At 33.9% G+C, this 19,843-nt stretch carries 20 protein-coding genes and 1 tRNA gene; 5 read left to right on the top strand and 16 right to left on the bottom strand.

Features of this window, described 5'->3' with window-relative positions; all coding sequences use genetic code 11:
- Window position 1 precedes the first annotated feature (1 nt).
- From hisF to K5783_RS08990, 10 genes are read right to left on the bottom strand one after another with little or no spacing between them, the layout of a single operon-like run.
- Window positions 2-805 (bottom strand): imidazole glycerol phosphate synthase subunit HisF, encoded by an 804-nt coding sequence (hisF, locus tag K5783_RS09035; RefSeq protein ID WP_297473843.1) that lies wholly within the window; start codon window positions 803-805, stop codon window positions 2-4.
- Entirely contained in the window at window positions 802-1,509 is a 708-nt protein-coding gene (gene hisA, locus K5783_RS09030) for a 1-(5-phosphoribosyl)-5-[(5-phosphoribosylamino)methylideneamino]imidazole-4-carboxamide isomerase (protein ID WP_297473842.1), read from the bottom strand. Before hisA ends, hisF begins: the two co-directional genes overlap by 4 nt.
- The gene (hisH, locus tag K5783_RS09025) at window positions 1,506-2,111 is read right to left on the bottom strand and encodes an imidazole glycerol phosphate synthase subunit HisH (protein WP_297473841.1); all 606 of its coding nucleotides are present in this window, start codon (window positions 2,109-2,111) and stop codon (window positions 1,506-1,508) included. Before hisH ends, hisA begins: the two co-directional genes overlap by 4 nt.
- Window positions 2,111-2,698 (bottom strand): imidazoleglycerol-phosphate dehydratase HisB, encoded by a 588-nt coding sequence (gene hisB / locus K5783_RS09020; RefSeq protein WP_297473840.1) that lies wholly within the window; start codon window positions 2,696-2,698, stop codon window positions 2,111-2,113. The genes hisH and hisB overlap by 1 nt, the downstream gene beginning before the upstream one ends.
- Before the next feature lie 25 nt (window positions 2,699-2,723).
- The gene (locus tag K5783_RS09015; protein WP_297473839.1) at window positions 2,724-3,698 is read right to left on the bottom strand and encodes an HAD hydrolase-like protein; all 975 of its coding nucleotides are present in this window, start codon (window positions 3,696-3,698) and stop codon (window positions 2,724-2,726) included.
- Complete coding sequence (gene hisC / locus K5783_RS09010) at window positions 3,695-4,765, bottom strand: histidinol-phosphate transaminase (protein WP_297473838.1); 1,071 nt, start codon at window positions 4,763-4,765, stop codon at window positions 3,695-3,697. The genes K5783_RS09015 and hisC overlap by 4 nt, the downstream gene beginning before the upstream one ends.
- Window positions 4,762-6,033 carry a histidinol dehydrogenase gene (gene hisD, locus K5783_RS09005; protein ID WP_297473837.1) on the bottom strand — a complete coding sequence of 424 codons (1,272 nt, stop codon included), beginning with the start codon at window positions 6,031-6,033 and terminating at the stop codon, window positions 4,762-4,764. Before hisD ends, hisC begins: the two co-directional genes overlap by 4 nt.
- Complete coding sequence (gene hisG / locus K5783_RS09000; protein WP_278973981.1) at window positions 6,033-7,010, bottom strand: ATP phosphoribosyltransferase; 978 nt, start codon at window positions 7,008-7,010, stop codon at window positions 6,033-6,035. Before hisG ends, hisD begins: the two co-directional genes overlap by 1 nt.
- Window positions 7,011-7,048: 38 nt before the next feature.
- The gene (locus K5783_RS08995) at window positions 7,049-8,305 is read right to left on the bottom strand and encodes a hydroxymethylglutaryl-CoA reductase, degradative (RefSeq protein ID WP_297473835.1); all 1,257 of its coding nucleotides are present in this window, start codon (window positions 8,303-8,305) and stop codon (window positions 7,049-7,051) included.
- A gap of 1 nt (window position 8,306) precedes the next feature.
- Complete coding sequence (locus tag K5783_RS08990; RefSeq protein ID WP_297473834.1) at window positions 8,307-9,398, bottom strand: PQQ-dependent sugar dehydrogenase; 1,092 nt, start codon at window positions 9,396-9,398, stop codon at window positions 8,307-8,309.
- A gap of 82 nt (window positions 9,399-9,480) precedes the next feature.
- Between K5783_RS08990 and K5783_RS08985 the strand changes: the two genes are divergently transcribed.
- Window positions 9,481-9,570 (top strand) — tRNA-Met (locus K5783_RS08985).
- Here K5783_RS08985 and K5783_RS08980 read toward each other — a convergent pair.
- Window positions 9,558-10,841, bottom strand: coding sequence for a tRNA(Ile)(2)-agmatinylcytidine synthase (locus K5783_RS08980; protein WP_297473959.1), 1,284 nt, complete (start codon window positions 10,839-10,841; stop codon window positions 9,558-9,560). The two genes, K5783_RS08985 and K5783_RS08980, sit on opposite strands and share 13 nt — an antisense overlap.
- 139 nt (window positions 10,842-10,980) lie before the next feature.
- Between K5783_RS08980 and dph2 the strand changes: the two genes are divergently transcribed.
- Entirely contained in the window at window positions 10,981-11,976 is a 996-nt protein-coding gene (gene dph2 / locus K5783_RS08975; protein WP_278973977.1) for a diphthamide biosynthesis enzyme Dph2, read from the top strand.
- Here dph2 and K5783_RS08970 read toward each other — a convergent pair whose 3' ends face one another.
- A complete protein-coding gene (locus K5783_RS08970) occupies window positions 11,977-12,576 on the bottom strand; it encodes a tetratricopeptide repeat protein (protein ID WP_297473833.1) in 600 nt (199 codons plus the stop codon).
- A 2-nt stretch (window positions 12,577-12,578) separates the two neighbouring features.
- The gene (locus tag K5783_RS08965; RefSeq protein WP_297473832.1) at window positions 12,579-13,658 is read right to left on the bottom strand and encodes a zinc-binding dehydrogenase; all 1,080 of its coding nucleotides are present in this window, start codon (window positions 13,656-13,658) and stop codon (window positions 12,579-12,581) included.
- Between the two features lie 189 nt (window positions 13,659-13,847).
- On the opposite strand from K5783_RS08965, the gene K5783_RS08960 reads away from it, so the two are divergent.
- The 3 genes from K5783_RS08960 (at window position 13,848) to pheA (ending at window position 16,764) form a co-directional block, all read left to right on the top strand.
- Window positions 13,848-15,317: a thrombospondin gene (locus tag K5783_RS08960; RefSeq protein WP_297473831.1), complete on the top strand. Its 1,470-nt coding sequence runs from the start codon at window positions 13,848-13,850 to the stop codon at window positions 15,315-15,317.
- A 76-nt stretch (window positions 15,318-15,393) separates the two neighbouring features.
- The gene (locus tag K5783_RS08955; RefSeq protein WP_297473829.1) at window positions 15,394-15,945 is read left to right on the top strand and encodes an exosome complex RNA-binding protein Csl4; all 552 of its coding nucleotides are present in this window, start codon (window positions 15,394-15,396) and stop codon (window positions 15,943-15,945) included.
- Window positions 15,946-15,948: 3 nt separating this feature from the next.
- Window positions 15,949-16,764, top strand: coding sequence for a prephenate dehydratase (pheA, locus tag K5783_RS08950; protein ID WP_297473827.1), 816 nt, complete (start codon window positions 15,949-15,951; stop codon window positions 16,762-16,764).
- On the opposite strand, the gene K5783_RS08945 is transcribed toward pheA, so the two are convergent.
- The 3 genes from K5783_RS08945 to guaB all read right to left on the bottom strand — a co-directional run bounded on the left by K5783_RS08945 (window position 16,761) and on the right by guaB (window position 19,831).
- Window positions 16,761-17,228, bottom strand: coding sequence for a hypothetical protein (locus K5783_RS08945; protein WP_297473826.1), 468 nt, complete (start codon window positions 17,226-17,228; stop codon window positions 16,761-16,763). The two genes, pheA and K5783_RS08945, sit on opposite strands and share 4 nt — an antisense overlap.
- A 60-nt stretch (window positions 17,229-17,288) precedes the next feature.
- The gene (locus K5783_RS08940; protein ID WP_297473824.1) at window positions 17,289-18,257 is read right to left on the bottom strand and encodes a hypothetical protein; all 969 of its coding nucleotides are present in this window, start codon (window positions 18,255-18,257) and stop codon (window positions 17,289-17,291) included.
- A gap of 143 nt (window positions 18,258-18,400) precedes the next feature.
- Entirely contained in the window at window positions 18,401-19,831 is a 1,431-nt protein-coding gene (gene guaB, locus K5783_RS08935) for an IMP dehydrogenase (protein ID WP_297473822.1), read from the bottom strand.
- Between the last annotated feature and the right edge of the window lie 12 nt (window positions 19,832-19,843).

The following is a 19,843-nucleotide window of genomic DNA, read 5'->3' as shown; positions in this document are numbered from 1 at the left end:
TTTATAACCTTACAGGAATTTCTTTTTCTTTTAGGTATGTTTTGACACCTTTTACTCCATGAGTTTCATAGTGAAAAATGGACGCAGCCAATGTGGCATCAACATTTGATTTTTCAAACACATCAACCATATCAGATGGTTTTCCGCAACCACCTGATGCAATCACGGGAATAGATACAGAATCAACAATTGATTTTGTCAATAAAATATCATAGCCATCTTTTGTTCCATCTCTATCAATGCTGGTAAGTAGAATCTCTCCAGCACCTAGTTTATCTACTTTTTTTGCCCATTGGATTACATCAATTCCAGTTTCTTTTTTTCCGCCATAAATGAAAACCTCATACCAAAAAGATTTCCCGTTTTCAGAAAAAACAGTTGTACCATCTTTTAGTTCATAATTTCTTTTGGCATCAATTGCAACTACAACACATTGCCTGCCAAACAATTCCATTAATTCAGTAATTATTTGCGGATTTTTTATTGCGCCAGTATTGATACCGACTTTGTCAGCACCATTAAGTAAAATGTTTCTTGCATCATCTAATGATTTGACACCGCCACCAACAGTAAAGGGGATATCAATTACGGATGCAACTTTTCTAACTAAATCTTTGATTGTCTCTCTTTGTTCATCAGATGCAGTAATGTCTAAAAATACCAATTCATCAGCACCCTCATCACTGTATTTTTTAGCTAATTCCACAGGATCTCCTGCATCCTTTATCGATTCAAAATGAAGGCCCTTTACCACTCTGCCATTTTTTACATCAAGACACGGGATTATTCTTTTTGTTAAAGTCATGCTATTCTCTTTGCCTCCTCTATTGAAATTTTATTTTCATAAAGAGCCTTTCCCAATATTACTCCATATGGATTTTTTCCTTTAACATCTTTAACATCATTGACATTTGAGATTCCACCGCTGGCAATTACATTGGTATTCTCAAGATTGCATGCTTGCTCTAAAAATTCCAAGTCAGGGCCTTCCAGAGTTCCATCACGACTTACATTTGTTAGTAAAAATTCAGTAAATCCTATTTCAAGAAATTCTTTGATTGAATCAATTAGTTTGATTCCAATTCTATCCTGCCATCCATGAATAACAATTTCACCATCTTTGTGATCAACTGATATTACAATTTTTTCAGGACCCAAAGATAAGAGTAATTTTTTTAACAATGCCTTGTCTTTAAAGGCCAAAGTTCCAATTACTACTCTATCACATATTTTGATAACATCTAAAATTAGTGATTCATCTCTCAGACCACCAGCTACTTCAACTGGAATTGTAACTTGCTCTAAAATTTTCTTAATGATAGAAATGTTGGAACCCAATCCCAAAGTTGCATCCAAATCCACTATATGCAGCATATCAGCTCCATTTGATTCCCATTTTTTTGCAATTTCTACAGGATCGTCACTATACACAGTTTTTTGATTTGGATCACCCTTGTATAGCCGAACTACTTGCCCATCCATCAAGTCAATTGCAGGAATAATTTTCATTTTTTGCACACATCAAGAAAATTCTTAATCATTATCTTTCCAACAGCACTTGATTTTTCTGGATGAAATTGGGTACCAATGAAATTATCTTTCTCAACTACTGCTGGAACCTTTATTCCATAATCAGACACTGCTGTAATTACATTATCAGAGATTGGTTTTACTCTGTAAGAGTGAACAAAATAAACCCATGAGCCATCATCAATACCTTCAAGAAGTTTTCCCGGTTTTTTGATTTCAAGATCATTCCATCCCATATGAGGGACTTTAAGAGTTGGGGGAAGTACAATCACTTCACCGTCAATTACATTGAGTCCCTTCTCTTTTCCTTCTTCGCTTTTTTCAAAAAACATCTCCATACCAAGACAGATTCCCAGTACTGGCATCTCTCCCACATAGTCTTGAAATTCAGTTTTAGAGTAATTTCTGATGCTGTTAATTGCAGGATCAAAGTTTCCAACACCAGGAAGTAAGAGGCCAGAATATTTGTTAGACTCATCAAAGTTTGCAATTACATCAACAGTAGCTCCTGCTTTTTCTAACGAGTTTTTTAAGCTGAAAATATTTCCAGCACCATAATCAAAGATTGCCACACTGACCATTACATTGAACCTTTTGTACTTGGAATTCCTTTTTGTTTTTTATCCATTAAAGATGCATATCTAAAAGCAACTGCAAGTGACTTTATGGCAGCTTCAACTTTGTGGTGATCATTATCCCCATACTTTACAGTAAGGTGAATACAGCTATTCAGATTTTGAAGTAATGATTGGAAAAAATGTTCAAGATCTTCTTTTGAAACATCTTCAATTTTATTTCGCTTAATTAATAGAGTTAATTTCCAAAATGGTCGCTTTATCAAATCAATTGAAGCTTCAGCCAGCGATTCATCCATTGGAACTGATGCATAGCTAAATCTTGTAATTCCTTTTCTGGATCCTAGTGCTTTGTCTATTGCTTGTCCCAGAGTAATTGCAGTATCTTCAATTAGATGGTGTTCAATTCCATCATTAGATTTTGCATTGATTTTCAAATCCATCATTCCATGCTTTCCAAAAGATACAATCAGATGATCAAGAAAATTAATGCCAGTTTTGATGTTTGTTTTACCGGTTCCATCAACATTTACAGATACTTGTACGCTGGTTTCTTTGGTATTTCGTTTGATTGTTGCTTTTCTAATAACCATATTTTCTCAGACTATAGATTTTGCTTTATTCTAAATTTAATACCTTTGGAAGGAAATTAATCGAGTCCAATACCAAGATGGCGCCATTTCTCTCAAATAATTCAAGTTTTTCTTTAGGAGTTTTGCTAGTCCCTATAATTCCACAAAAAATAGTTTTGTGTCCCAAGTCAGTGGCCTTTTTTGCCATGATGAAATCTTCCATTGAATCCCCAACATATAATGTAGAAATGCTATTCATGCCACTAATTGAATCTAAAAGAGATTTAGGATTTGGTTTTGCAAGTTCTCTTGGTTCATCCTCCAAAAATGCTGAATTTTTCAAATCAAATTTATTTATTAATTCTTTTAATGAATAACTTACAGATTCTTTTCCTCTTCCAGTAACCATTGCAATTTTTGAATTGAATTTATTTTGTAGTTTTTCAAGCAATTCATCATTTAAAATAACATCATCCTGTTCAATTAGACCCGGAGAACTAAATTTTGAAGACTTGGCAAATAATTTTTCATATAATTCTGGCCCGTAAAAAATTTGATCAAAGTTTTGATACAAAATATTTTCATGATGTGAGCCGGGATAAGATAATTGTTTTTTAATCTCAGAGATATCAGTTAGAGCATCCAAATATTTTTCTACTGATTCAATACCTGTAGAATCAGCATTTTTTATCACATCAAAAATAAAATCATATGGATCTTTTTGTAATTTTTTTGCTGCAATTAGGGAAATTATTGCAGCATATGTGAGATCAACCTCATCATTGAATCCACCAGTGGATTTGAACCCGTCAATTATTTTAAAATCCACATCTACAGAGTCATTAATTTTTGCAAAAGTCTCTAAAATGTATTTAGTGGTTTTAATTATTGCCAAATCGTATGATTTTGTAATATCAATTAAAACACCATCACAATCAAAGATCACAGCATCTATTCCATCAAGTAAGTCAATGCTTGAATCATCAAAATAAATTCCATCAAATTTTTTTATCAGAGTCATCCCAATAAATCACGAATTGCCAGCAAGAATTTTGAGTTCATCTCTTTGGTACCTATTGTAACTCGAAGACACCCTTCATGACTTCCAATTTTTCCCAGTTTACGAATTGAGATTCCCTGTTCTGCAAGTGCTGCAAATACACGCTTGTAGGAACCATGAGCATCAAAAAGCACAAAATTAGCCTTGGAATCAAAGACTTCAAAGGAATCATATTTTTGTAAAGTTTCAATAATTCTTTTCCTTTCGGTTTTGATATTGTCCGCTGCATCTTTCATGAGATCAGATTTTTCTAAAGCAGAAATTCCGGATTCAATTGTAATTGTACTTAGAGGATAAGGATATTGTAGTACAGTCATAAAAGTATCAGTGAATTTCTTATTTGCAATAAAATATCCCAATCGTAGTCCAGCTAAACCAAATGATTTTGAAAGAGTTTGCACTACAATCAAGTTTTCCTGAGTTTTTACCATGTTTGCAAGAGAATAATCACCAAATTCCCCATATGCCTCATCAATTATCACAAGACCCTCAAAAGATTTAACGAGTTTAGTCAAGTCATTTTTTGAGAATTGAAATCCAGTCGGGTTATTTGGAGAGTCTAGGTAAAGTATATCTGCATCTTTAGATTGTTTCATGAAATCTTTAATGTCTAATTTCATTGAGTTTGAAAATGGAATTGCAATTAATGGAATTGAATATAATTTACAGCGTTCTTCAAAAAATCCAAATGTAGGATTTGATGTAAGAACTTTGGTTTCTTTTGATGCAAAATTAGAAAGTATCAAATCCAAAATTTGATCAGAGCCATTTCCTACTCCAATCATCGAAGAAGGTACTTTGATGAATTTGGATATCATATCAATTAATCGTTCTACCCCACCAAGTGGATATTCTCTTATATCAGAGCTTTTTTTTGCAGACAAAAGAATGTCATTTTGAAATTGTTTTGGAATTACATAATTTTCATTTGAATCAAGCTTTACAGCATCTTTAAGAAGTTCAGGTTTTTTGTAACCACCAATCAAAGAGAATTTTTTTATTTTTTCATCAAACCAGTTTTTTTTCATTCTAACCTACCTCTAACTGATTCATAGTGATTGAAAAGTCCTTCAGCTTTAGTTAATATCTCTAAATGTTTTGAAAGTTTTGGCAATGAGGACTTTGAGCAGTTAACCTCAGTGTTGGTTTTAATAAAATCCAAAACTGAAAGGGAACCGCGGATTTTTCCAAATCCATTGGTAGGAAGAATGTGATTTGAGCCTAAAATATAGTCACTTGCAGAAGATGGAGAATTATTCCCAAGTAAAACCAGGCCAGAAGAGGTAATTTGGGAGGAAATTGATGATGGGTTTTTTGCCATTATTTGTAGATGTTCAGGTGCAAGTATATTTGCAAGTTTTATCATTTCAGATGTAGTCTTACAAATTGCAATAAAGCCGTTATTTTTCAGACTTGATTTTACAAGATTTGTTCTTTGAATTTTTGAGAGCAATTCAGAAATCATATTATTTACTGATTTTGCAAGTTTTTCTGAAGTAGTAATAAGATAGCAAAAAGTATCACTACTGTGCTCTGCTTGTGAGATTAAATCCAATGCAACAAATTTTGGATTTGCTGAATTATCTGCAATAATTCCTAATTCAGTAGGACCTGCAAGCATGTCAATTCCAGTTTGATCACTTGCAAGAAATTTTGCACCAGTTACAAATGCACCTCCTGGACCAACTATCTTATCAACTTTGGGTATTGTTTTTGTTCCAAACGATAGTGCAGCAATTGCTTGTACACCGCCTGTTTTGTATATCTCATTTGCACCACAAATGTCTGCTGCAACAATTGTCAGTGGATCAATTGTACCATCAGAGTTTGGTGGTGATACCACTGCAATTCTTGGCACTCCGGCAACTTTAGCTGGAACTATAGACATTATAGCAGAACTTGGATATCGTGCCAAACCTCCAGGAACATAACATCCAGCACTCTGTATTGGAATGAATTTTTTGGTTATTTTTATTCCATCATTATTGATTGTTTTATTTTTTAATAGTGATTTAATTGATTTTTCTGTTTTTTCAAGTCTAGTTTTTGCTAAACGAATTGCATCAAGTTCAGATTTTGACACTTTAGAATATGCATTTTTTATTTCAACATGAGACAAACGTAAAGAAGTGATTTTTGCCTTGCTGAATTTTTTTTCATATTTTCTTATTGCTTTATCGCCATTTTTTTTCACATCTTTTAAAATGGATTCAATTATGGATTTATTTTTTTGAGGATGTTTTGGAATAATTTTAGATGCAAATTTTTCAACATTAGATACTTTGATTATTCTCATCAATTTTCTTCATCACGCTTGATCTCCTCGAGCTCAAGAATTTGTCGTGGTTCATGAACCACAAGACCTTGAGCAATCTTTCTGAGTTTAGGAATGAGTTTGTGGAATTCCTCTTTTTTAATTACAGTGTTTATTCCAAACCATCCCTCTTCGCTTAGTGGACTAACAGTAGGTCTCTTTAGAGATGGCATTTCAGCTAAAAGTTTCTTTAGATTTTTTTCCTCGACATTCAGGTAAATGTGCAAATACTTTCTGCCATGAACAGCACCTCTCATAAGAGTGACGATATCAAATATTTTTTCACGTTTTTTGGGATCCTTTAGCGAGTTTTTGTTTACAATCAAGTGTGCAGTAGATGTAAGAACTTCATCTACAATTTTCAATTTATTTTGTTTTAATGTTGTTCCGGTTTCAGTTACATCCATTATAGCATCTACGTCTTCAGGAGGCTTTGCCTCAGTTGCACCAAAGGACAAATGAATTTGGACGCTTTTGTTTGTTCCCAATCTGACCCAGGGTGTTACGATAAGTGGATCTTTGGAGCCATGATATTTTTTATATGATTTTGATTGTTTTAGAAATTTTGAAGCTGTAGTAAGATATTCTGAAGATATACGAAGTGTCTTTTTCTTTTTTCCGTAATCTGCAATCATCTCATCAAGATTTTTGTAATTATATTTGTCTGGAAAAGCTATCACCAGTCTGATTTTTCCATATTCTAAATCCAAAATAGCTTCAACATCAGAATTTGTCTCTCCAACCCAATCCTTACCAGTAATGCCTACATCATACAGTCCTTCTGCCACCATAGTTGGGATCTCTTGTGGACGAAGCATCTTGACAATTATACTTGGATCATCCAGATATACTCGATAAGTTCTACTCTTTCGATTAACTTTAGTCCAAGATCTTTCTAATAATTTGAAAGTGGCCTCTTCCAAACTTCCTTTAGGAATTGCAAATTTTACTTCAGACATTTTCAATTTTTTCATTTTTTATCTATATAATCTCATGTTTAAATTTGCTCAAGTAACTCTTTAGCCCTATCAAGTGAAATTTTCTTTTCTTGAATCATTTTTTGAACAATATCATCAATTTGTTCAGTAGTAGCTCCCACAGCAGCTGCAAGATTCCTAGCATGAAGACGCATGTGACCTTTCTGAATTCCTTCAGTTGAAAGAGCACGGATGGCACTATAATTTTGAGCCAATCCTGTAGCAGTAATTATACATGCAAGTTCTTGTGCTGATGAAACACCTAGAATTTTGGTGCAAACCTTTGCCACAGGATGGACATTTGCTATTCCACCAACTATTCCAACAGATAGTGGAATCTCCAAAGTTCCAATTAAATTTCCCTCATCATCTTTACTCCACTTACTAAGGGAACGATATCTTCCAGATTCAGCAGCATACGCATTTGCGGCAGCCTCAATGGCTCTGCTGTCTTGACCAACTGCATTTGCAACTGCAACAATTCCATTCATGATTCCTTTGTTATGAGTAACTGCTCTATACACATCATTGTCAGCAAATTCATATGCCAAAATAATATTGTCAACTACTTCTTCTCCTCCAACTGCATCCTTTTCAAATATTGCTCGGGCTTTTGCAATTCTTCTAGTAGAATAGTTTGATAGAATACGAAGCAATGTTCTTCCTCCCGAAATATTTTCAATTAATGGTGAAACAGCTTCGCACATCGTATTTGTAACGTTTGCACCCATTGCATCTCCAACATCAATTAAGAGTTCAACAATGAGCATTTTTCCAGATGGTGTATCAATTTCTTTACATGAAATCTCTTTTGCGCCCTTTCCCATTTTAGACAACGTGTTACTTTTGGAATTTGCTAATTTTAAAATTTCATCTGATGAATTTTCAATTTGCTTGATTGCTGTTGGAATATCAACATCTAAAACTTGTATTTGACCAATACTGTATGATTCAATTGCTGAAACTTCAAATCCACCTTTAATTCGTGCAACTTTTGCTCCCTTGGAAGCTGCTGCAATTACAGATGGTTCTTCTATTACCATTGGAATAATGTAATCTTTGCCATTAATCTTGAAATTTGTTGCAATACCTAATGGCAATGAAAATGTTCCAATAGCATTTTCAACCATTTTATCTGCTTTATCAAATGAAATCCCACCGTTTTCATTTTCTAAAATTTTAATTTCATCATTAGAAAGATTTGCAAAATTTGCAACGATGTCCAGTCTTTCTTTTCTTGACTTTTCAAATAATTTTGAGATTGACGAGTCTGCCATTTTATTTTAGTATCCTTAACAATTTATCATCCGTTCTATCTGGAAAACCTTTTCCATCAGTATTTGAAGTAATTACATAAAGACTCCCATCATCGCCCTCTACAACATCGCGAACTCTTCCAATTCCGCTAAGAATAGATTTTTGTGAGCTCAACCCTTCCTCAAAATCAACCTGATAAAGATTGGCAGATCTCATAGATGCCATAATAAATGGAAACTCAAAATCAAGTTTATCTCCAGTGTAAAACAGGATTCCACCAGGCTCTATGCTTGGATCATAACAAAGAACGGCATCTTCAAAATTTACATCACCTGAGCATTCTTGCTCAGGCCATCCATAGTTTTTTCCGGCTTTGATCATATTGATCTCATCATTTTTTTCAGGTCCGAATTCAGATACATACAGATTTCCTTTATCATCCCAAGTCATCCCTTGAGGATTTCTGTGTCCCAAGGAATAAACTGGCGAATCTGAAAACGGATTATCATCAGGAATTGTTCCATCATCATTTAGTCTTAATATTTTTCCAGACAAAGAATTAAGATCCTGGGGAAGATGAGATGCATCAGAAATCGTGCCAGTGCCAACGTATAATTTTTCATCGGGTCCAAATTTTATAAAACCGCCATTTGTAAATGAAGAGCCAGGGATTTTATCAAGTATGGTTTCAGCATCTTGTAGTTTGTTTTCTGATTCAGTTATTCGAATAATTTTATTCCACAATTCTCCGTCCTCTTCATATGTTAAAAATACATAGAGGAAATGATTATTTGGAAAATTTGGATGAAGTGCAATTCCTAGTAATCCTCCATCAAACACATTAGCTGGACGAAATGCAGCCAGTGGTGATTCTAACAGATTTCCATCTTGAACTACTCTAATTAATCCATCTTTTTCTGTAACAAAAATTCTATTTTCATAAACTGCAATTGCACGAGGTTTGTCAAGTTTTTCAGCTAAAATAACAACAAAATCATTTTGAGAATTAGAAATTGGTTTTGGTAAAGGTATAGGATCAGATGGTGACGTTAAAACCAATACTGAAAATATTATAGCTCCAACTATTGCAATGATTTGGATTTTTTTATCCACAAAAAGATTACCTTTTCAAATCCTATTAATTACTTTCAAGATTTTAATAAAGCGTATATACGGCTGGACTTCTTTTATGTTCAGCGGGGTGGGGAAGCCAGACTAATTAGGGCTAGGTCATCCCGGCGGGCTCATAACCCGCAGTTCAGTAGTTCAAATCTACTCCCCGCTATAGTTTCTATAAACACAAAACCATAATTGAGATTCGTCAAATTTTGTGGATTTGTTGATTAATCCCACTCGTTGTGATGGTCTTGTAAGATGCCTATGGGCAGACATTTTTGGAATATACAATTTTTTTTGGATTTTTCTTGAAACTTCATTGCTAGTCTTACTCAAAGCTTTTTTCCCGCATCGGATACACTGAAATCCTTGATTCTTTCCTTTAGATTTCATCTTTTTATTACATTTTTTGCAAAGAGGGTTTGATGTTACAAGTTTTTTTTCAAGGTGGATGACATCAATAAATTCAAGATTAATTATGCGTGGAAAGTTTTTAGAGGCTTTTCTTACTCCGCCACCTACACAGACTTTGTCTCCTTTAATCAAGTTTGAAGCAATAGTAGTAATTCCAGTTGGTTTGTAAACTGCACACCAAAGTTCATGATCATTTGAATTAATTTTAAAAAATACATGTCCTCCTTTAACAGTTTTAGGGGTATTTGACACCATTCCAGTAATTTTTCCTGAAGCATAAGGTGACATGTTCTCAAAAGTCAATTCATTTTTTAGATGATCTCCAGTTCCTTGATTAGATTTGAATATCATGTACCCGTCTAATTTTTCCTCACTTTTTAGAATCTTAGTGGCATAAAGAAGTGAATCAACATTTTCTCCTCTAACACCATAAAAAACAGGATCGGGTCCATGTGGCGTAATCAAAACTCGTCCTTTCTTCGTATCAAAACTGTTAAATGTATTTGGCAAAGTTTTTTCCTGCATAATCTTTACACTGTCTGGAGAAATTTTTCTTTCTTTTCCAAATTTGGATCTTTTGCGATAGCTCAAAAGCTCTAATGTATGATCATGAAAATCATATCCGATTGCACCAATTGCACCAACCAATCCTTGACCGTTTCCTTTGTAAAAAAATTCAAGATGATTTTTTTTAGCAAATTTTTTTGCATTGTTTCTATTAATTAATCTCCACAAAGCCAAGTTGCTGAAATCAATAAAATCAGATGGAATTGTTTCACTTTCAAAAAATACCAAGCCAGGATTGGCACCATTTTTAACATCAGAATATTTTGAAACAAGATTTTTGACTTGGCTTTTAACATTGGATGGGTTTTTTGTCTTAATTTTCATAGAAACTGCTCCATTGCCTCTAGTTTTCCAAGGAATGTTAGGATTAAATCGTATTAATCTTGGAAAATCAAGAAATTCAGTTTTTTGTTTTTTGAGTAAATCAACAATTTTGTAGGCTAGAAACGTAGTACACATTCCTTGGGGTGAATCAGTGTCATCAAACCCAATATTTAGAATGGTTTCTTTTTCCACATTTCACTTTGATAATTAAGGCATTTTTAGTTGTTGGATGGTTCAGTTGATTTAAATTAATAAAGTCAGATTCCAAGCTGAATTGATCATAATAGATGAAGAAAGAATTTTCAAAGAAATTGAGAAGAAAAATCCATCTTCAGTTTCATTAAATGGTCCGGATGGAATTTTGCCTCAGGTTCAAGAAACTGCCATGAAAATATCAGAGAAATTTGGAATTCCAGCTTATGTTTTAGCAGATACCACATGGGGGACATGTGATCTCAATACAAATGGTTCCAAAGTGCTTGGAGCAGAAATCCAATTCAACATAGGACACACAATTAACACTGAATCATTAGAAAAAAATCTTGTTTTAATTGACGCGTATGATGATGTAGAGTTTGACAGCGTTGCAAAAAAATGCCCAGAAATATTAAAAGGAAAAACTATTTCATTGGTCACAGACAGCCAACACTTACATCAAGTAGACAAAGTTGAAAAAATTTTAACAGAAAATGGAATCAAAGTAAAAATCGGAAAAGGCAAGGGGCAACTAAATGACGGTCAAGTGTTTGGTTGTGAGTTTTACCCTGCATCAGAACTAAAAAAAGAAGTTGATGCCTATGTGTTTTTAGGACAAAGTAATTTTCATGCAGCAGGAATTGCACTATCAACTAATTTACCAACATACATTTTAGATCCTTACTTTAATGAAGTAAGAGAAATTACCGAATTTGCTCAAAAATTAAAAAAGAAAGCAACTCTTGCAATATACAAAGCAGCTGAAGCAAAGACATTTGGGGTAATTGTGGGACTCAAAGAAGGACAGTTATCCAAAGTGTTTGCTTTAAAGATCAAAAAAGAGCTAGAGAAAGAAGGCAAGAAAGTTCAGTTATTTGGTTTGACAGATATTACTAATGATAGATTACAAAATCTTAAAGGAATAGATGCTTTTGTTCAAGTGGCATGCCCGAGAATCTCTACGGATAATCAGTTTGACAAACCAGTTTTATCTTCACCACAAGCAAATGCGCTTCTTAAAATTTTACGAAACGAAAGCATTGAAGAATATCTAGAGATCCCACATTGGTTGTAATCACATTACCATACTGTTGAATCTAGAATTATCAAATAATTTTTCAAAGGATTTGGATTTTTTAGCCTTGATTTTGTATTGCAATCCTTGAGATATTGCATACTCAAGCATATCAAGTGCTTCATCTATTTTGGAAAGCATTGCAAGATTACAGGATTTATCAAACAAGACATCACCATTATTAGGATAATCATTCAATATACTATTGCAACATAAAATAGACTCATCAAATTTTCCCATAGAGAATAAAATTCGTTCTTTATGGTATAATGCAATGTTATAATTTGGATTATTTTTTAGAATTTCATCACAAAGTGATAGAGCTTTGGAAAAATTTCCCAGTTTACGAAATGATGAAACTTTGTTAATCAAGACTGAAAGATCATCAGGGAATATTTGTAATGCAGCATCATAACACTTCATAGCATTTTCATAATCCTTGAGTTTGCTCAGAGCATATCCCTTATTGTTAAGAGAGCTAAGATGCAAAGGATTTTCATTTAAAATTTCATCATAGTAGATAATTGCTTCTTTTAGTTTTCCTTGTAAAAATAATCTATTACCTTCATCTAAGATTGAATCTATTTTAGGATCAGTCATTATTAATCAGAATTTGGTCTCATAATGATTTTTCCAAATAGTCCTTTACCTGTAAGCATCTTTCTGTGAGCTTCTGCGGCTTCTTCCAATGGAAATACCGAATCAATTACAGATTTTATTTTTCCTTGTGACATCCAGTAGAGACCTTGTTCTAATTCAGATCTAGTTCCTTGAGTAGAGCCTAAAATGTTAATTCCCTTAAAGAAAATATGACGAAGATCAGTTTTTGCATCATAGCCTGTGGTTGCGCCAGTGGTGACAATGGTTCCACCATAATTTAACAGGGTGAGTTCTTTGTTCCAATGAGTACCGCCAATATGCTCAAAAATCACATCAACTCCAGAAACATCCCCATATTGTTTTGGAATTTTTTTTGCAATTGATCTAACTTCTTTATGCCAGTCTTCTTTTCTATGATCTACTGCAAAATCGGCTCCTAGTTCCAATAGTTTATCCAATTTGTCAGGACTGGCAGTAGCAATTACAGTACATCCAAAAAGTTTTGCAATTTGGATTCCATAGTTTCCAACACCTGAACTTCCACCCATAATCAAAACAATCTGTCCTGGTTGAATTTTTGCCCTTCCCACCAACATATGCCATGATGTTAACAAAGTCATTGAAGCAGCTGCTGCCTCATCATATGAAACACCGTCAGGGATTTTTACAACATTTACTTCTGGAAGATGAGTATATTCACAGTAGCCACCCCAAAGTGGACCTGTTTCAAAACCCCATATTGCTCGCTTTCTGCAATCATATTCTCGCCCATCAGTACATGCTTTGCAAACTCTGCATGACATATTTCCATGAGAGACTACTCTATCACCGACTTTGATGTTTTTTACATCCTTACCTACTTCAATTACTTCACCTGCAGCATCTGTTCCAGAAATGTGAGGTAATGGGATAGCTAATGGTTTTCCCCTCATTCCCCAAATATCATCATAGTTTAATGCTGCTGCGTTTACTTTGAAAATTACTTCATTAGATTTTGGTTTAGGTAAGGGGAGATCTTTAATTTTTAAGATTTTGGAAAAGTCGTCATCTGCGGTATACTCGTCATATACTAGAGCTTTCATGATTATTTCAAACTTTTTCTGGATATATGATTTGCCAAAGTTCTGTCAGATTATCATAAAGAAAATGACTTGTATCGTGTACTTCAACTATCATAGGAGATACATGATTTCTTGTTTATAGATGATATCTAGAAAGTAGTTTTATCATATGATTTAAAATATAGGGAATGCCATACCGAATCATCTCCAATGGTAGCTTTTGCGGTTGATAAGAAAATTAAATTCCTGCTTGTTTTGGTAGGAATTACCCTTGGCGTATCTTTTTTGTTATCAGAATTTGCAACATTTGCGGATACTGATAAAGACAGAGTAATGGATTCTATTGATAATTGTCCTTTAAACGTAAATTCGGATCAATCTGATTTTGATTTTGATGGAGTGGGTGATGAGTGTGATACTAATGATGACAATGACATGGCATCAGATTATCTTGATCAATTTGACACAGATCACCTAGATTGGGCTGATTTTGATTTTGATGGAGTGGGTTCAAACAAAGACACGGATGACGACAATGATGGAATTTTGGATGTTGATGATTCTAACCCCTTACTATCTTCAGAAATATTGGCTACAAAATATCTTCAAGACATAGACACATGTGCATATATGGATGATAGTACATCACGTCTTGTTTGCTATTCACAGTTTTTTGGTAAACTTGTAAAGAGTGAGAAAAATAACTTGGATGCACTAGAATTGTCAATAGCACTATCGAAAATTGGTACGGTAGATGACTGTCATTTTATATCTCATGAGATAGGTCATGTTGCATACGATGAGACTAGAGATGTAACAAAAAGCCTGCAAGGAATGGATGGTACTATGTGTAGAGGAGGCTACTTTCATGGAGTATTAGCATCTTATTTCCACAATATTGGCGAATCTGAAGCATCTTTTCCAAATTCATATCAAACAATATGTGATGATTTGATAGGTTCTTCAAACTACCAGGACTGCATTCATGGTTTGGGACACGGGTTTGTTCATTATTTTGGAGATGATCTAAACTCTTCATTAGAATCATGTGACGATTTGTCGTTTTATCAAGATATCTTATGTGTGAAAGGTGTTATGATGCAATATACGGATAATGTCTTTACAAGAGACGGAATATCTAAGGATGTGATTTCTAATCTTTGTAATGCAAAGCAACTTGAAAAAAATGATTACGTAGAATGCAGCATGTCTACTGGAACAACACTTGCGTTTTTCACAAGCCATGATTTTGAAAAGGGAAAAGAACTATGCAACCTGATTGAAGAACCAGACACAAGAAATTATTGCATTGAAGGATTGCGATTAGAGATTCAAGATTCAGAGAAATATGAAGATGATCCTCTAACAAAAGAGAACAGAGAGAAATTCCAACCACAGTTCATCAAAGGTACTAAAACGATTGACATTCGAAGCCCTGCTGTTGTATCGAATTTTGAATTTATTCCTGAAATTGGAATGATCTCATTTTCTATTGATAAACCACAATATGTAATATTATACATTCCAAAAGAATTTGTTGCATCAAAAATGTTAGTCACAGTAAATGGTCAGATTCCTGATCAATTAGAGTCTCAAAATAATGTATTAGATAAAGACATTGCCATGATTAAATTTGTCCCAGATGAACCTGGATTAGTTTTGATTACTCCTTTTTCCTAATCAGCAGAACTTGTGAAAAATACTGAAAGAGGCTCAAACCACAAACAATTATAATCATAAAAACAAAAATCTCTGCATGTCTGAAAATGCAACATTTCCAGGAGATAAAATAGCATCTATTGAAGAATATGAGGCTGGAAATAACACCTTTGATGATGGCGATATGGTAAGAGCAGCAACCATAGGTGAAAAAGATATTGACAAGACAACACGAATTGCCAGCATTAAACATCCAAAACTTCTATCAATTCCTCAAGTAGGTGACATAATTATTGGAACAGTCGCAGCAGTAATGTCATCAATGATTGCAGTCTCTATTGATTACATTAATGGAAGACCAACTACATCAAAAGTAGAATGTGTTTGCTCCACACGAAATCTAAGAATAAGAAATGTTGCATTGGTAAATGACATAGTAGCATTAAAAATTCTAAATCATCTTAATGGTACAATTCATGCAACAATTAGCGAACCGAATTTAGGTGTTTTATTTACAAAGTGTAGAAAATGTGGTGGAAAAGTTGTTCCAATGCGTGACGCCATCAAATGTACAGAATGTGCATGGATTGATGAAAGAAAACTTTCTTCCAATTTCGGCAATAGCGATTTTATAAAATTGAGAGAGTAAGAAATGACAAATGTTTCGTTCCAAGGCGAACGAGGTGCATACAGTGAAGCAGCAGCACGAATATTTTTTAATAATGAAATAGATACTGTTCCGTTTGCCACATTTGCCGAAGTATTAGAAAATACATCATCAGATAAAACAGAATGCGCAATTTTACCTGTAGAGAATTCATTGGAAGGAAGCGTTGGTGAAAGCTATGATTTATTGTATTCTACAGATCTAAATGCAATAGGAGAGATTTATCATAGAATTGAACACTGTTTAATTGGAATTGGCAGATTAGGTGAGGTAGATACTGTTTATTCACATCCGCAAGCTTTGGGGCAGTGCAGAAAATTTATCGAAGAACACGGTATGAAGACAATTCCATCATATGATACTGCAGGAAGTGTAAAAATCGTTAAAGAACTAAACAAAAGAAATTGTGCAAGCATTGCAAGTAAGAATGCAGCAGAAATTTATGAAATGCCAATAATTTCCAGTAACATTACAAATAACCTAAATAATTATACCAGATTTTTAATCTTGTCAAAAACAAACAGCCCCATTACTGGCAATGACAAGACATCAATAATTTTCTCAATAAAGCATGAGCCAGGCTCATTGTTTCGGATTATAGAAAATTTTCACAAAAACAATGTCAACCTGACAAAGATCGAATCAAGGCCAACAAAAACAAACACATGGGAATATAATTTCTATGTGGATTTTGAAGGGCATAAAGAGGATTCAAAGATTTCAGAAATGTTGGAAAAAATAAAACACGATACACTGTTTATGAAAGTTTTAGGTTCGTATCCTTCTGCAAAACTTGGCTAAAATCCCTTAGGTTTTCTTAGAGTAAAACCCATACTAAATCCAATGATCACCATACCAGAAGTAATAACCATAAGATCAAAAGTGAACCATATTGGATCAGAAGTTCTAACTAAAACTCCAGTAATTGTCAATTCAGTATTACCAGTATTTTGAATGTGGATTTTTGTTTCACCGTCTATCAGATGAGTCCAATTCAAACTCACTTCCTTTTTGTATGAAGTGTTAGGAATTTGCAATCCATCTCCAGGACTTTCAAGTTTCATATCAAAAGAATCACCAGTAATGGTCATAGTTTGTTGTGTATGCGCAGGTGCAGGTATGGTATAAAATGTAGAATCGCCAACTTCTACAACATAATTTTCATTGATTGTGATTGTTCCAATATGTAAAATCAAAGAGTATCCACCAATAGCGATAATTACACTTCCAATTACCAAACCAATGATAGTTCTTTTGGACAACATGTTTGAATTGTTTAGGATACTGCTTAAAAAATTATCTACATCAAAAATTTGAGACTAAATCTAATTTACTTGGATTATTCCTTTTTCTACCATATATTGTATTGAATTAACTAGTTCAGTATCAGATGTAAGACCATTTGACCACCATCCAATATTTTGACGAACCCAATCTGGAATTATATTTTTAGAACTAGAATTTTGAGATAGATTTGGAATCTCAATAATTCCCTCAGCAATCAAATATTCTATTCCATCTACAAATTCAAAGTCTTCAATTAAACCATCAGACCACCAGGCAGCAACATTCTTGAAATATGTTGGAATTTGAATTTTATTTAATTGAAAATCTACTTTGCCAAAATCCTTTTCATTATAAGATGCAAGAATACTGAAACTTCCAGATTTCCAATTCTCTTCAACGGTGATATGAGCTGTAAAATCACCATTAGATTTTCCAGTAATTATTACATCAGAAATTAATCCGTCTGGATGAATAATCTTTAAGGTTATTGGTTCTCCTCTTTGATAATTCTCGATATTACCGTTTACCTCAACGGTAGATTTCTCATTACCGGTGATGGTGATTTCTTCAGTATCAATCTCTAAACTTCCTATGTTTGAAAATACTGGAATGTTCTGAGTAGAAACAGAAGTAATAGAAAATGATGCAGAGCCAATGTCGTTATTAAGATGAGTTGCTAAGAGTTGATAATTTCCTACAATCCAATTAGAATCCAAAATTATAGGAGTAGAAAAAATTCCTTTGTTGTCTGCTTGAGTTTTCAGGACAACTAAAGTATTATCAGGTTTCATAATTTCAATTAATATCATCTGGCCTGAACTATAATCAAGTACAGTTCCCGAAATTTGAATTATTGTAGGAGTGATTTCAGAAATAGAAACTGAATCTTGATCTATGTTTAGTGAACCATATTCAGTTGAGCTTCCAGATAAAGCAGAAATGGGTGTTAGCGTTGAACATACAATTATCATTACTAGAATTGATGGAAAAATAGCAACAGGTTTCATTCTTTTCTCTCTAATTCTTCTGTTTTTACTTTTAGTTTTAATTCGATATTTTCATCTCCAAGTGAATCAATTTCTCTTTGATGTAATTCTAGTTTCATGAATTTTGTGTAACAATTATGAACTTAAGGATTTTTAGATGTTTTTTACATCAAAGAAACATCATGAGGCTGACTTTCTGCAAATCCGGCTCTTGACATTTTGATAAATTCTGCATTTTCTTGCATTTGTGTGATTGTATGAGCACCACAATAACTCAATCCAGAGCGTACCCCACCAGTTAGTTGCTTGAGAATATCAGTAACAGTTCCCTTGTAAGGAACCATTGCTTCAACCCCTTCTGCAACATAATCATTAAGATCATCATCAAGGGAAATTGAGCCTGTTTCTTTGGATTTTCTACCAATTGAAGCAGCTAAAGAAGCCATTCCACGATAAACCTTGAAGCGTTTTCCATTTTTAGTCAAAACTGTACCAGGAGATTCATCAGTTCCTCCAAGCATACTGCCTACCATTACAGACGAAGCTCCAGAAGCTAATGCTTTTGTCGCATCACCAGAAGTTCTAGTACCACCATCAGAAATTATAGGAATGCCATAATCCTTGCCAATTTTTGCACAATCCATCACTGCTGTTAATTGCGGAACGCCAGAACCAGTAATCACTCTAGTAATACAAATTGATCCAGAGCCAACACCAACTTTAACTGCGTCAACACCTGCTTTAATCAAATCTTCAGCACCTTGAGCAGTTGCAATGTTTCCTGCAATCAGTTCACAGTCAGGAAATGCTTTTTTGATATTACGAATTGTACTCAAGGCGTTTTCGCTATGACCATGTGCAATATCAACAACAAGTACATCTGCACCTGCCTCTAAAAGAGATTCACTTCTTTCTAAAAAGTCACCTTTTACGCCAACTGCGGCACCAACTAGTGGACGCCCTTTCTTATCTTTTGATGCATTTGGAAAATCAGCATTGTTTGTAATATCTTTACTTGTAATCAATCCCTTTATCATTCCAGAGTCATCAACTATTGGTAATTTTTCAATTCTGTGTTTATGCAAAATTTCTTTAGATTCATCAAGAGAAACCCCAAATTTTGCAGTAATGACATCTTTTGTCATAACATCTTCAATGCGAAGTTTTGGATCAGCAAAAAGTAAATCTCTCTCTGTTATTATTCCTATTAATTTAGAATTTGAATCAACTACTAAAAGACCAGATATTTCCATATCATGTGCGTAATCTATAGCATCTTGAACAGACTTGTTTAAAGTGATAGAATATGGATTTTCTATCATTATGCTTCCTGAACGTTTTACTTTGAGAACCTCATGTGCTTGCTCTTTGATGGTCAAAAATCTGTGAATTATTCCAATACCGCCAGCACGAGCCATGGTTACAGCCATGGAAGATTCTGTAACAGTATCCATATTTGCACTTACAAAAGGAATGTTAATTGATATATTTCGAGATAATTTTGTTGTTAGATCGGTCTGACTTCTGCTTGTAATATCTGAATATTTGGGTACAAGAAGAACATCGTCAAAAGTTAATCCTTCTTTAAATTCCAATGAAACCTTGTT

Source organism: Nitrosopumilus sp., from assembly GCF_025699125.1.
Taxonomy (GTDB): Archaea; Thermoproteota; Nitrososphaeria; order Nitrososphaerales; family Nitrosopumilaceae; genus Nitrosopumilus.
Note: the sequence above shows the minus strand (reverse complement) of the source record. Positions and strands in the feature narration are given on the sequence as shown.